The organism is Microvirga sp. P4_A5, from assembly GCF_056402495.1.
This window is the reverse complement of sequence record NZ_JBFUHH010000051.1, coordinates 15,624-29,462: the sequence shown is the minus strand read 5'-3', so window position 1 is coordinate 29,462 and position 13,839 is coordinate 15,624. Positions and strand designations below refer to the sequence as shown.

12 protein-coding genes and 1 other RNA gene are annotated in these 13,839 nt (G+C 62.4%); 7 read left to right on the top strand and 6 right to left on the bottom strand.

From position 1 onward, the window contains the following. From AC1DVM_RS14265 to metH, 5 genes are all read left to right on the top strand, one after another. On the top strand, positions 1–405 hold a 405-nt coding region (locus AC1DVM_RS14265), incomplete at its 5' end, for a phosphorylase family protein (protein WP_477255190.1). 9 nt (positions 406–414) lie between these two features. After that, entirely contained in the window at positions 415–1,293 is an 879-nt protein-coding gene (locus AC1DVM_RS14260; RefSeq protein ID WP_477255188.1) for a DMT family transporter, read from the top strand. 71 nt (positions 1,294–1,364) lie between these two features. After that, positions 1,365–2,378, top strand: coding sequence for an ArsR/SmtB family transcription factor (locus tag AC1DVM_RS14255; RefSeq protein ID WP_477255186.1), 1,014 nt, complete (start codon positions 1,365–1,367; stop codon positions 2,376–2,378). Beyond that, entirely contained in the window at positions 2,378–3,283 is a 906-nt protein-coding gene (metF, locus tag AC1DVM_RS14250) for a methylenetetrahydrofolate reductase [NAD(P)H] (protein WP_477255184.1), read from the top strand. The genes AC1DVM_RS14255 and metF overlap by 1 nt, the downstream gene beginning before the upstream one ends. A 76-nt stretch (positions 3,284–3,359) precedes the next feature. Beyond that, entirely contained in the window at positions 3,360–7,115 is a 3,756-nt protein-coding gene (metH, locus tag AC1DVM_RS14245) for a methionine synthase (RefSeq protein WP_477255182.1), read from the top strand. On the opposite strand, the gene AC1DVM_RS14240 is transcribed toward metH, so the two are convergent. The 6 genes from AC1DVM_RS14240 to AC1DVM_RS14215 all read right to left on the bottom strand — a co-directional run bounded on the left by AC1DVM_RS14240 (position 7,116) and on the right by AC1DVM_RS14215 (position 12,427). After that, positions 7,116–8,348 (bottom strand): ABC transporter permease, encoded by a 1,233-nt coding sequence (locus AC1DVM_RS14240; RefSeq protein ID WP_477255180.1) that lies wholly within the window; start codon positions 8,346–8,348, stop codon positions 7,116–7,118. Next, complete coding sequence (locus AC1DVM_RS14235; RefSeq protein ID WP_477255178.1) at positions 8,345–9,061, bottom strand: ABC transporter ATP-binding protein; 717 nt, start codon at positions 9,059–9,061, stop codon at positions 8,345–8,347. Before AC1DVM_RS14235 ends, AC1DVM_RS14240 begins: the two co-directional genes overlap by 4 nt. Before the next feature lie 10 nt (positions 9,062–9,071). Further along, positions 9,072–10,493 carry an efflux RND transporter periplasmic adaptor subunit gene (locus tag AC1DVM_RS14230; protein WP_477255176.1) on the bottom strand — a complete coding sequence of 474 codons (1,422 nt, stop codon included), beginning with the start codon at positions 10,491–10,493 and terminating at the stop codon, positions 9,072–9,074. A 79-nt stretch (positions 10,494–10,572) separates the two neighbouring features. Further along, positions 10,573–11,343 carry an N-acetylmuramoyl-L-alanine amidase gene (locus AC1DVM_RS14225; protein WP_477255174.1) on the bottom strand — a complete coding sequence of 257 codons (771 nt, stop codon included), beginning with the start codon at positions 11,341–11,343 and terminating at the stop codon, positions 10,573–10,575. Continuing rightward, positions 11,340–12,065 (bottom strand): TerB family tellurite resistance protein, encoded by a 726-nt coding sequence (locus AC1DVM_RS14220; RefSeq protein WP_477255172.1) that lies wholly within the window; start codon positions 12,063–12,065, stop codon positions 11,340–11,342. The genes AC1DVM_RS14225 and AC1DVM_RS14220 overlap by 4 nt, the downstream gene beginning before the upstream one ends. A gap of 83 nt (positions 12,066–12,148) precedes the next feature. Continuing rightward, a complete protein-coding gene (locus tag AC1DVM_RS14215; protein WP_477255170.1) occupies positions 12,149–12,427 on the bottom strand; it encodes a hypothetical protein in 279 nt (92 codons plus the stop codon). A 294-nt stretch (positions 12,428–12,721) separates the two neighbouring features. On the opposite strand from AC1DVM_RS14215, the gene AC1DVM_RS14210 reads away from it, so the two are divergent. Next, positions 12,722–13,339: a lytic transglycosylase domain-containing protein gene (locus AC1DVM_RS14210; RefSeq protein ID WP_477255168.1), complete on the top strand. Its 618-nt coding sequence runs from the start codon at positions 12,722–12,724 to the stop codon at positions 13,337–13,339. A 44-nt stretch (positions 13,340–13,383) separates the two neighbouring features. Further along, an RNA gene (gene rnpB, locus AC1DVM_RS14205) (RNase P RNA component class A) lies at positions 13,384–13,779 on the top strand. Positions 13,780–13,839: the final 60 nt, after the last annotated feature.

Sequence of the window (13,839 nt, the reverse complement as noted above, 5' to 3'; positions counted from 1 at the left end):
CTGCAAGAGGCAGCCCAACATGTCACCGGGCAGCGCGGCGATGCGCTCAAGYGGCGGCTGCGCACCGGCACGGTGGTGACCTACGACGACCGGAACTGGGAGCTCCGCTGGACGCAGGAACGCCGCCAGATCAACCTGTCCCGCGCCATCGCGGTGGACATGGAGAGCGGCACCATCGCCGCGCAGGGCTACCGTCTGCGCGTACCTTACGGAACGCTTCTCTGTGTCTCGGATAAGCCGCTTCACGGCGAAATCAAGTTGCCGGGCGCCGCCAACGCATTCTACGAACGCGCGGTGAGCGAACATCTCATGATTGGCCTGGCGGCCGTGGACACGTTGCGCGGCCAGCGTTCATCGCTCCATTCCCGGAAGCTTCGAAGCTTCGACGAACCTCCCTTCCGTTAGAAAGCCGCCATGTCCCGCGAGACTCTGGGCCTGCTGCTCGGCTTCCTGGCCGTGTGCATGTTCGCCGGCACCTTGCCTCTCACCCATCTGGCGGTCGAGGGTCTGAGCCCTTACTTCGTCACGGCCGGCCGCGCGGCGGTTGCCGGGCTTCTTGCGGGCACCACACTCGTTCTTTTGCGGCGGCGTCCCCCCGCACGCAGGCAAATCGCGACGTTCGTGCTCATCGCAGGCTGCCTCGTTGTGGGATTTCCGGGCTTCACGGCGCTCGCCATGCAGGAAGTGCCGGCATCCCACGGCGGGGTGGTGCTGGGGATCCTGCCCTTGACCACCTCCCTGATGAGTGCGCTGCTCGCTGGGGAGCGGCCGGGCGCCGCGTTTTGGCTCGCCGCCGCCGCTGGAGCCGCCCTGGTTGTCGGTTTTACGCTCGTCGAAGGAGGCGGCGCGCTTGGGGTAGGGGACATTTATCTGTTGGCAGCGGTGGCCGTGACGGCTCTGGGATATGTCCTATCGGCCAAGCTTGTTCAAACCGGAATGGCTGGGTGGGAGGTCATCTCTTGGGTCCTGGTGGTAGCGCTGCCGCTGAGTCTGCCTGTGGCGATCTGGCTTTTCCCGTCCGCTCCGCTGGCCGTTCCCGCCTGGAGTTGGATCGGTTTCGCCTATGTGACGGTGATCAGCCAATATCTCGGCTTCTTTGCCTGGAATGCCGGATTAGCGCTCGGGGGCATCGCGCTCGTGAGCCAGGTCCAACTGCTGCAGACCTTTATCACGCTCGTGCTTGCATGGTGGCTGAACGGCGAGTCTGTTAGCTGGACAGCTTGGATCGTTGCCGCCGCGGTCCTCGGCCTCGTGATAGCCGCGAAGCATGCGAGCGCCGCGAAACCTGGCTGAGCGGCTAATTCGCTTGCGGAAATATCCAGAAGAGATATAAATATATCTTTATATGTGAGAGTGAATTTGCCGTGTCCAGCGCTGCCGCCCCTTCCCTTGACCTGACGCTCAGCATTCTGCGCGCCGCCGCGGAGGAGACGCGCCTGCGGATATTGGCACTCCTGCTCGACGGCGAGCTTTCCGTCTCCGACCTCACCGATATTCTCGGCCAGTCACAACCCCGGATTTCCCGTCACCTCAAGCTTCTTGCGGAGGCCGGGCTCGTAGAGCGGCACCGTGAAGGAGCGTGGGCCTTCTTTCGCCTGACGGATCGTGGTGCTGCGGCCCGGACCCTGCGACCGATGCTGGACGCCCTCAACCGTGCCGATCCGCTTCTGCTGGACGATCGCAGCCGTCTGGAGGCCGTGCGCGCGCAGCGGTCCCATGCGGCGCAAGCCTTCTTCTCGCGCCTCGCGCCCGAATGGGACCGCCTGCGCTCCCTTCACGCGCCTGAGCACGTGGTCGAGGACGCGGTTCTCGAGGCGCTTGGCGACAAGCCCACCGTCAATCTGCTCGATCTCGGCACCGGCACCGGCCGCATGCTCCAGTTGCTGGCTCCGCGCGCATCGCGCACCGTGGGATTGGACGCGAGCCACGCGATGCTGTCGGTCGCCCGGGCCAATCTCGAAAAGGCCGGCCTGTCCCGCATAGAGCTTCGGCAAGGCGACATTTATGCGCCGCCTTTCCCTCGCAACATGTTCGATCTCGTCATCATTCATCAGGTTCTCCACTACCTCGATGATCCGGCCCGCGCGATCCGCGAGGCGGCGCGCCTCGTGGCGCCCGGCGGGCGCGTTCTGGTGGTGGATTTCGCGCCGCACGGGCTGGAATTCCTGCGGGAGGCGCAGGCCCATCGGCGTCTGGGTTTCGCTTCCGAGCAGATCGCCGGCTGGCTCGAAGATGCCGGGCTCGACTGCACGTCCAATCGTCAAATCGCGCCGCCCGACAACGGCGACGAACAATTGATTGTTTCGCTCTGGCTCGGACAGGACCGCCGGGTCGCCACGGATTGGCCTGTGGCCGAAGCCAACAGAGAGGTCGCCTGATGTCCCCGCTGACGATCCGCCCCAGCCGCCAGGCATCCCATCCCATCAAGGTTTCGTTCGAGTTCTTCCCGCCGAAGACGCCCGAGATGGAAACGACCTTGTGGTCGTCGATCGAACGTCTGGCTCCTTTGCACCCGCAATTCGTATCCGTCACCTATGGTGCCGGCGGCTCGACCCGCGAGCGCACCCACACGACCGTGTCACGCCTCGTTCGAGAAACCGATCTCAGTCCGGCCGCGCATCTGACGTGCGTCGCGGCGACGAAAGAGGAGGTCGACGGTGTCGTCTCGGCATATTGGGACGCTGGCGTCCGTCATGTGGTGGCCTTGCGCGGCGATCCCGTCGGGGGTCTCGGCACGGCCTACGCGCCGCATCCGCAAGGTTACCGCCGGACCTGCGATCTCGTTGCCGGCATCAAGGCCGTCGGGGAATTCGAAGTCTCGGTTTCAGCCTATCCGGAAAAGCATCCCGAGGCCGCTTCGCTCGAATCCGACATCGACGAATTGCAGGCGAAGGTGGATTGCGGCGCGGACCGCGCAATCACGCAATTCTTCTTCGATAACGATCACTACTTCCGCTACCTCGACCGTGTCCGCGCTCGGGGCATCAACATCCCGATCGTCCCGGGCATCGTGCCGGTCCAAAACTTCAAGCAGACGGCGAACTTCGCCGCCAAGACCGGCGCCAGCATTCCGGCGTGGTTGGCGGCCCGGTTCGATGGTCTCGACAACGACGTGGAAACACGAAAGCTCATCGCGGCCGCGGTTGCGGCCGAGCAGGTGATCGACCTCGTGGATCGCGGGGTCAATGAATTTCACTTCTACACCATGAACCGCGCCGACCTCGTCTACGCCATCTGCCATCTCCTGGGACTGCGCGACCATGCCGACAAGGTCGCCGCGTAACCGGTGACGAACCCTCGCCGAGCAGGATTGAAGACTTGATTGCTGCATCGTTTCGAGCCGTGACGAAAGAAAATACATGACGACTTTTAGTCCATCGCAGGCAAACGGCGCCGAGGTCTCAAGGGCTCTCCGTGAGATCGCGGCGAAGCGCATTCTGGTCCTCGACGGCGCCATGGGGACGGAGCTGCAGCGCTCGAGCTTTTCCGAAGCCGATTTCCGGGGCGAGCGGTTCAAGGAGTGGGGGCAGGACGTCAAGGGCAACAACGACCTGTTGATCCTCACGCAGCCCGATGCGGTCCGCGAAGTCCACCTGAACTATTTTCTTGCCGGCGCGGACATCGTCGAAACGAACACGTTCTCAGGGACCTCCATCGCACAGGCCGATTACGGCATGGAGGCATTCGTCTATGAGCTGAACCGCGAGGGAGCGCGGCTTGCGCGAGAGGCGGCTCTGCTGGCCCAGAAGCAGGATGGGCACCGCCGCTTCGTCGCCGGTGCCATCGGCCCGACCAATCGCACCCTTTCCATTTCGCCGGACGTGAACAATCCCGGCTTTCGCGCCGTGACCTTCGACCAGGTCCGCGATTCCTATGCGGAGCAGGTGCGGGGACTCGTCGATGGCGGCTCCGAGATCATCCTCGTCGAAACAATCTTCGACACGCTGAATGCGAAAGCGGCGATCGTTGCGATCCAGCAGGTCTTCGCAGAGCGCGGCGTGAAACTTCCGATTATGATTTCGGGAACCATCACCGATCTTTCCGGCCGCACGCTGTCGGGGCAGACGCCGACCGCGTTCTGGCATTCTGTGCGGCATGCCGATCCTTTCTCGGTCGGTTTGAACTGCGCGCTCGGGGCCCGCGAGATGCGTGCGCATATCCAGGAAATCGCCAAGTGCGCCGACACCCTGGTTTGCGCATATCCCAATGCGGGCCTCCCTAACGAGTTCGGATTGTACGACGAGCGTCCCGAGGCCACCGCGTCGATGCTGTCCGAGTTCGCCGATGCAGGGCTCGTCAACGTTGTCGGCGGATGCTGCGGTACGACACCCGAGCATATCCGCGCCATCGCCGATGCCGTCGCCGGAAAGGCGCCCCGGCGGGTGCCGAGCGTGAAGCCGCTGATGCGCTTGTCGGGCCTTGAGCCTTTCACGCTCACGCCCGAGATCACGTTCGTGAATGTGGGAGAACGCACGAACGTCACCGGCTCGGCGAAGTTCCGCAAGCTGGTTACCAACGGCGACTTCCAGGCAGCGCTCGACGTCGCTCGCGATCAGGTCGCCAACGGTGCGCAGATCATCGACGTGAATATGGACGAGGGTTTGCTGGATTCAGAGAAAGCGATGGTTGAGTTTCTCAATCTCGTGGCGACCGAACCGGATATCGCGCGCGTTCCGATCATGGTCGATTCCTCCAAGTTTCACATCATCGAAGCGGGACTGAAGTGCATTCAGGGGAAACCCATCGTCAATTCCATTTCCATGAAGGAGGGCGAGCAGGCTTTCCTCGACCAGGCGAGGATCTGTCGCGCCTATGGTGCGGCGGTGGTGGTGATGGCGTTCGACGAATTGGGACAGGCGGATACGCTTGAACGCAAGGTCGAAATCTGCACCAAGGCCTACAAGCTCCTGACCGAGGAGATCGGCTTCCCGCCCGAGGATATCATCTTCGATCCGAACGTTTTCGCAGTCGCGACGGGGATCGAGGAGCATAACGGCTACGGCGTCGCCTTCATCGAGGGCACGCGGATCATCTGCGAGACGCTGCCGCACGTGCACGTCTCTGGCGGTGTATCGAACCTGTCATTCTCGTTTCGCGGCAACGAGCCCGTACGCGAGGCGATGCATTCGGTGTTTCTGTATCATGCCATCAAGGTCGGCATGGATATGGGGATCGTCAATGCGGGCCAGCTTGCAGTGTATGAGCAGATCGATCCCGAATTGCGTGAATTGTGTGAGGATGTGGTTCTCAACCGTCGCGACGACGCGACCGAGCGCCTTCTCGACGCGGCCGCGCGATTCAAGGGTGACGGGAGCGGGCCGATCAAGACAGCGGATCTGGAATGGCGTAGCTGGCCGGTCGCGAAGCGTCTCGAGCACGCGCTCGTCAACGGCATCACCGAATTCATCGAGCGTGATACCGAGGAGGCGCGCCTTGCCGCCGAGCGCCCTTTGCACGTCATCGAAGGTCCGTTGATGGCGGGCATGAATGTGGTGGGCGATCTCTTCGGTGCGGGCAAGATGTTTCTGCCGCAGGTCGTCAAGTCTGCCCGCGTGATGAAGCAGGCGGTCGCCTACCTCATGCCCTTCATGGAAGAGGAGAAGGCACGCCTTGGCGATACCAGTCGCTCGACCGCGGGAAAAATATTGATGGCGACCGTGAAGGGCGACGTCCACGATATCGGCAAGAACATCGTGGGCGTGGTTCTCGCCTGCAACAATTACGAAGTCATCGACCTCGGCGTCATGGTGTCGGCACAGAAAATTCTCGAAACGGCACGCAGCGAGAACGTCGACATCGTCGGATTGTCGGGTCTTATCACGCCGTCGCTCGATGAGATGGCCAATGTGGCGAGCGAGATGGAGCGCGAGGGCTTCGACATCCCGCTTCTGATCGGCGGTGCCACGACCAGTCGAGTCCACACGGCGGTCAAAATTCACCCGAATTACCGCAAGGGCCAAGCGGTCTACGTGAATGACGCAAGCCGGGCCGTCGGCGTCGTGTCGTCTCTTCTCTCGAGTGAGTCTAAGGCCGATTATGTCCAGACCATCCAGGCGGAATACCGCAAGGTGGCTGACGCGCATGCGCGCTCCGAAATCGATAAGCAGCGCCTGCCGCTCGTAAAAGCCCGCGCGAACAAGCCGAAGATCGATTGGACATCCTATCAGGCTCCGAAGCCGACTTTCACCGGCGCACGTGTGTTTCGCAGCTACGATGTCGGCGAGCTGGTTCCGTATATCGACTGGACGCCCTTCTTCCAGACCTGGGAGATGCGCGGGCGCTATCCGGCTATCCTCAGCGATCCTCTTCAGGGAGCAGCCGCCCGGCAATTGTTCGAAGACGCCCAAGAGATGTTGAAACGCCTCGTGGACGAGCGCTGGTTCAATCCGAAGGCTGTGATCGGCTTCTGGCCAGCCAACACGGTTGGGGACGATATCCATCTCTACGCTGGCGAAAGCCGCCAGCAGGAACTCGCCGTGTTCCACGGCTTGCGCCAGCAATTGCTGAAGCGCGACGGCAAGCCCAATATGTGCCTGTCTGACTTCGTTGCGCCGCGCGAGAGCGGAAAGGCGGATTACGTTGGCGGTTTCGTGGTGACATCCGGTCTCGAGGAAGTCCGCATTGCCGAGAAGTTCGAGCGCGCCAATGACGATTACCGCTCGATCCTCGTGAAGGCACTGGCCGACCGCATCGCGGAGGCCTTCGCGGAACGCATGCATCAACGTGTTCGCAAGGAGTTCTGGGGCTATGCGCCGGACGAAAATCTGACCAATGAGGATCTCGTGCGGGAGGAATATCACGGCATCCGGCCGGCTCCCGGTTATCCCGCGCAGCCAGATCACACGGAAAAGGAAACCCTGTTCCGGTTGCTCGGCGCGGAGAAGAGCATCGGCGTGACGCTCACCGAATCCTACGCCATGTGGCCGGGCTCGTCCGTGTCTGGGCTCTACCTCTCGCATCCGGATTCGTACTATTTTGGTGTTGCGAAAGTCGAGCGGGATCAAGCCGAGGATTACGCGTTGCGGAAGGGCATGAGCATCGCCGAGGTGGAGCGATGGCTCGCGCCCATCCTGAATTACGATCCCGCATCCTATAATATTATCGCGGCCGAATAACTAGTCTCGCCGCAGTGCCTCGATCGGATCGAGGCGCGCGGCCCGCCGCGCGGGATACAGGCCGAAGAAGATGCCGACCATCGCCGAGAACCCGACAGCCACTGCGACCGCGTTCAGCGATACGAGCGAGGGCCATCCCGCGAGGTTGGCTACGACGTAAGCCACGGTGATCCCGAGCCCGACACCGATCAAGCCGCCGATGGTCGAAAGCGTGGTAGCTTCGATCAGGAACTGGCTCAGAATATCTCGCGGCCTCGCGCCGACGGCGAGGCGCAAGCCGATCTCGCGGGTCCGTTCCGTGACCGAGACCAGCATGATGTTCATGATGCCGATGCCGCCGACCAGCAGCGAAACCGCCGCGACCGCGGCTAGCAGCAGGGACAACGTATTGGCGGATGCTGTCGCCGTATTGGCGATTTCGGTGAGGTTGCGGATGGCAAAATCATCCTCCTGGTCGCCGGTGATCCGGTGCCTTTGCCGAAGGAGATCGGTCATCAGCGCGATGCCCGGTTCGATATCCTCCTCACGATCGAATTTGACGAAGATCGATCCGACGGAACCGTCGCGCGCGTAGTTGCGTCCGATGACGCGACGGCGCCCGGCATCGAGCGGCACAAAGATCACGTCGTCCTGATCCTGGCCGAAGGCTGATTGGCCCTTCGGCGCCATCACGCCGATGACACGGAACGGAACGTTGCGGACCCTGACGGTCCGATCGATGGGATCCTCTTCGCCAAACAGGTTTCGCGCGACAGTCTCGCCGAGAATGATCACGATGTCGCCGCGGCGGATTTCTTCGGCGTCGAAGCTCCGACCATTGGCGACATCCCACTCGCGCGCGTCGAACCAGTCGAGGTCGATGCCATAGATGCGTGTCGCCCAGTTGCTTCCCCCCGCCACCACTTGCGTCAGACCCTGGATGAAGGGCGCGGCCGCCGCCACGCCTTCGACTTCCCGCCGGATCGCATCTGCATCATCGTCGGTAAGCGATGACGCCGCGCCGGCGCCAAGCCGCGCGCCGCCTTGCGTCACGTTGCCGGGCGTCACGATGGCGAGGTTGGCGCCCAGCGAACGAATCTGCGTGTCGACGAGATTGCGGGCACCGGCCCCGATCGCCACCATGGCAATCACCGCCGCGACACCGATCACGATGCCGAGCATCGTCAACAGGCTTCGAAGGGTGTTGGTCATGATCGCGCCAAGCGCGGATCTGATCGCCTCGATCAACCTCATTCGGCGGCCTCCGGGACTCGGGCGAGCACGGGAGTTTGGCGCGCATCATCCGTGACGCGCCCGTCCTTGAAGCGCACGATGCGACGGGCATGATGGCCCACATCGGAATCGTGAGTCACCAATACAACGGTCGTCCCGTCGCGGTTCAATGCCTGAAACAGCGCGAGAATTTCCGCGGCGGTCTTGCTGTCGAGGGCTCCGGTAGGCTCGTCGGCGAGCAGAAGGCTCGGGTTGTTCACGAGCGCGCGGGCGATTGCCACGCGCTGCTGCTGGCCACCCGACAATTGCATGGGGCGATGGTGGGCGCGGTCCGCCAGGCCGACACGCCCGAGCGCATCGAGAGCACGTGCGCGTCGGGACGAACGGTCGATGCCCGTATAGATCATCGGCAGTTCGACATTGGCCAGCGCATCCAGTCGCGGCAGCAGGTTGAATTGTTGAAAGACGAAACCGATCTCGCGGTTGCGCAGGCGCGCGAGGCCGTCGGCATCCAATGTCTCGATCGCGGTCCCTCCGAGGCTGTATTGACCTTCCGTTGCGCGGTCCAGGCATCCGACGAGATTCATGAACGTCGATTTACCCGAGCCGGAGGGCCCCATGACCGCAACGAAATCGCCCTTATCGATGTCGAGGTCCACATGATCGAGCGCGACGACGCGTCCGGCGTCGAGATTGTAAACTCTCTTCAGTCCGCGCGTTTCGATGAGTGCCATTGCGCGTGTCCTAGAACAGGCGCGGCGCGCGTGGCCGCGTTCCCGGCCGCCCACCGGTCGGCTCCGAAGTCGATCCACCCCGCGGTGCATTGCCCGCGATGACTGCATTGCCCTCCCGCAGTTTGCCGCCAAGGATTTCCGTGAAGCTTCCGTCGGTGACGCCGATGCGGACGCGCACCGGCTGCGGCTCGCCCTCCTGATCGAGTGTGTAGACCAGCGTTTCCGTTCCGCTGCCGCCGCTCTCGTTCGCGTCACCATCGCGCAATCGAGTCTGCGTCGGTTCGCTGCGTGCCATGCCGCGCGTTGACGTCGGCCGGAAGCGCAGGGCCGCATTGGGAACACGCAGCACATCGGTGCGCTCATCGGTCAAGATCTGAAGATTTGCGGTCATGCCTGGCAGAAGCGCAAGGTCCCGGTTCTTGACTCCAACGACCGCCGTGTAGGTGACCACGTTCTGCACCGTCTGCGCACTCAGCCTGACAAGCCGTACGCTGCCGCTGAACGTGCGGTTCGGATAGGCGTTCACGGTGAAGCTGACGCTTTGGTCGGGTTTGATCCGTCCGACATCCGCTTCATCGATATTCGCGTAGATGTCGATTTCGCGCAGGTCCTGCGCGATGGTGAAAAGCGTCGGCGCCGAAAGAGAGGCTGCTACCGTCTGGCCGAGGTCGATATCGCGCTTCACCACGACCCCATCGACAGGCGACCGGATGTCCGTTCGCGCAAGATCGATTTCGATATCGCGCAATTTCGCCTCGCGTTGTTGGATCACGGCTTCGGCGGATTTCAGTCCGGCTTTCGCCAACGCGATATCGGCCCTCAAGCCCGCCGCTTCGGCCCGGTTCGACTCGATCTGCGCGGTCGCCGAGACCAGCGAGGCTTTCTGAATGTCCAGCTGCGTCTTCGTCTGATCGAGCGTATTCTGCGTTCCCACCGCGCGCGCGAGAAGCTCCGTCTGCCGGTCGAAGTTTCGCTGCGCTTCTTCGCGTTGGGCGCGCGCGCGGTCTTTTTGCGCCGCCAGATCATCGCCGAGCGCTTCGGAACGCTGCAAGGCCGCCGCTGCCTTATCGATCTGCGCGCTCTTGGTATCGCGTTCCGCTTTGGCTTGGGAAAGGTCCGCCAGCGCGGCGTCGCGGCGGGATTTGATCTGCTCGGAAAATAATCTTGCGACGACCTGGCCCTGTTTCACGGGCGTATTGTAATCGGCGAGAATTTCGACGACCTGGCCGGAGAGTTGAGAGCCGACGAGCACCGTGGTGAGCGGATTAAGCGTTCCGGTGGCGCGAACGCTGGCTATGAGATCGCCTCGCTCGACAGCAGCCAGCCGATAGGTCGCGTCCGACGCCTTTCCGCCGGCCGAATTCCAGAAGAGGAAAGCCGCGATCCCGCAGATCGCCGAAATACCGGTCAGCCAAAGCCACGTCCTGCGCACGCTATTCGTCCCTCGCCGCATGAAAGCCATGCGTCAGGATTGTGGCTGAAAATGCTGAAGTATTCGAGTTAACTCTTTGTCATCCGGCAGCTTGCGGACGTCGCGCGATCAAGTCTCTCAGGGTAGTGATGGTCGACGCATCGGCAACGCCATCCACCCGCCCCGGCCTGAAGTGACGCTGAAAGGCCGCTACCACCTTCTCGGTGTCCTCGTCGAATTCTCCGCTGATGCGCGTTGGATAACCGTACATGGCCAGCATGGCCTGCAGCGCCTCCACGGGCATTCCCTTGTCGCCGCGGGCAAAAAAGCGCCCATCCCGCACCGGGGAGGGGGCAACCCAATGGCCCACGCCCGCCTCGTGCAAACGCTGCCAGGGGAAAGCTTCTCCCGGATCGAGCTTGCGCCCTGGAGCAACGTCCGAATGCGCCAGCACATGGTGGGGTGAGATTCCCCAGCGGGTGACGATGTCCTTGGCAAGCGCGGCGACACTCGCGATTTGTCCGTCCGGGAACATCGGCAGTCCGCCCGGGTGGCCCGCATTGGCGATTTCGACGCCAATCGACGAGGAGTTGATGTCAGTCTCTCCATTCCAGCCGGATATTCCGGCGTGCCAGGCGCGACGGGCCTCGGGGACCATCTGAAGCACGCGCCCGTCCTCGAACACGAAGTAATGGGCAGAAACTTGCGAAATCGGGTTTGCGAGCCATTGCAGGGCTTCTCCCGCGTCCGGCATTCCCGTGTAGTGAAGGATCAACAGCGTGGGACGGCGTCCGTCCTTCCGTTCTCCGTGATTGGGGGACGGAAATACCTTGGTGGCCACCGGGCTTTCGGGGCGCAGAATCCCGCTCACCGGATGCCCCGCTCCGCCGCGATGCGATCCCAGGCGGCGTTGATGGCGGACAGCCGCTCGGTCGCAATCTTGACGGCTTCGGGCGGGAGGCCTCGCGCCAGCTCACGGTCGGGGTGGTTGTCGGCGGYCATCTGCCGATAGCGGCGCTTCAATTCTTCATTGCTCAGAGAACGATCCGCGCCGAGGACGACATAGGGGTCGTCTGCGTTGAGGACATGGCGCGCCCCGACGCGCTCGAAATTGCCGTCGTCGAAACCGAAGATCGTCGCGACATCGCGCAGGTAGGCGAATTCCGACTCGTGGATGGCTTCATCGGCTTTGGCGATGTGAAACAAACCGTCCAGCACATCCTCGAGGAGGGCAGGTTCGTCGGCGAAGGCTTCGYCGATTTGGCGCGCATAGGCCTCAAACCCTTCCGATGTCTGCATCGCGAGTTCGAACAGGCTCCGCACCCGTGTCTTTTCGCTTTCGGGAACCTCGACGATTTGTTCGAAGGCGGCGACTTCCGTATCGACCACGACGCCGTCGGCTTTCGCCATCTTGGCGGCGAGAGCCACCAGGCCCATCGTGAACATGACGTCTCGTGGCACGCGACCGAAAATGGCGCCGTCTCGGTCGACGAGCATATGGCCTGCGACGCCGCCGAGCAGCGCGCCGATCGGCCCCCCGAGCGCGAGCCCGATGCCGGCGCCGCCCAACTTACCCCAGATCGATTGAATCATTGCGATTCAGTCGTATGCCAGGGACCAGCCAAAAGAAAAGGGCCGGGAGAATCCCGACCCCAAAAAATTCGTCGCGTGGGCGATCAGCGGCAATAAAGGTTGCCGGCGGCGTCCTGATAATAGCCGTAAGGGCAGGAAGGACGTGCGGGGGCCGTCCCGGCGCCTACGATGGCGCCACCGGCAGCGCCGATCGCTGCGCCGGCCAGAGCGCCACTGCCGCGGCCCGTCGCTGCGCCGCCGATTGCCGCGCCCGCAAGACCGCCAATCGCGGCGCCGCCAACTGCGCGCTCGCCTGGCGTATTGCAGGCAGCCATTGAGAGGGTCATCGCGCCAGCGGCGATCGCTATGATGATCTTTTTCATGGAAGCTTCCCTGTAAATTTGAGGGCTGAAGACGCCCAACCCTACTTAGCTTGACCTTACGCAGACGCCAACTCTCGTTGCTGAAATCGGTTCCGCTCGATCGCCGCTCACATAACTAAAATTCACGCAGGCTATTGACGAAGGATTAATCAATACTCCAAGGCGAATTTTCCCGTTTTTATTGTCTAGCTTAGGAAGTTTTTAAATATCGTTGCGTTTGGTTCCGCCACATCTTCGCCTGATTTCGACACCACGCAGCAAGTCGATGAAGATAATGGCTGGCGGGTGTCGCACATGACTTTGCATCAGTTTTTCAGGACGGTCGCGATAGCCAGCGTAGGTATCGTAGCACTTGGCTCGGCGGATGCGGTGCGCGCAGAAGGGGGCGAGGGTTCAAGTCTGGTCCCGCCGGAGATTCAGACAAGTGCTTCCGCCGCAGCGTCCGCGGATCCGGAGGAGACGGCCTCCATTCCCGCAAAGCCAGTCCCGATCGTGGAAAAATCCGCTCCCCGGAACCTGCTCGCAGATGCGCTGCGCGCGAGCACGCTCAAACCGTTGATCGTGCGCTACGCGAGCCAGCACAACGTGCCTTATGAGTTGGCCGATGCGGTGGTCCGTATCGAAAGCCGCTATAATCCCGGCGCGCGCAACGGTCCTCATCTTGGTCTCACCCAGGTCAATTTTCGAACCGCGCAATCCCTCGGCTATACGGGCGATGCTGCCGGCTTGTTCGATGCGGAGACGAACCTCCGGTTTGGCCTGAAATACCTCGCTCAGGCCTACAAGCTTGCCGGCGGAGATCTCTGCGGCGCCATCTTGCGTTATCAGGGCGGGCACCGGGCCGTGACGATGACCAACGCTTCCCGGGTTTATTGCGCCAAGGTCAAGACGATTATTGCCAAAGCCGAGTGACTGCGGGTTGACGCAACCCTCCCTTTGGCACCACATCCCCTTCGTCAGCCGGCCGGGCGACCGCTTCGGGTTTTGCCCGGGGAGGAAAGTCCGGGCTCCATGGAAGCACGGTGCCGGATAACGTCCGGCGAGGGAAACCTCAGGGAAAGTGCCACAGAAAGCAAACCGCCCCGCAAAGGCCTTCGGACCTGCGGGGTAAGGGTGAAAGGGTGCGGTAAGAGCGCACCGCGGACGCAGTAATGCGCACGGCACGGTAAACCCCACCGGGAGCAAGACCGAATAGGGACGACAGGCGTTCGCGCCAAGCCCTGCTTCCAGGCTCGTCGTCCGGGTTGGTTGCTCGAGGTGGCCAGCAATGGTCGTCCCAGAGGAATGGTCGCCACGTTCAGGCCTCGAAAGCCTGGGCCCTACAAAACCCGGCTTACAGGCCGGCTGACACTTTTCCATCAACAGTTTGTCCACAGGCTGATTTTTGCCGAAAAGACCAGGCAAACCATTGG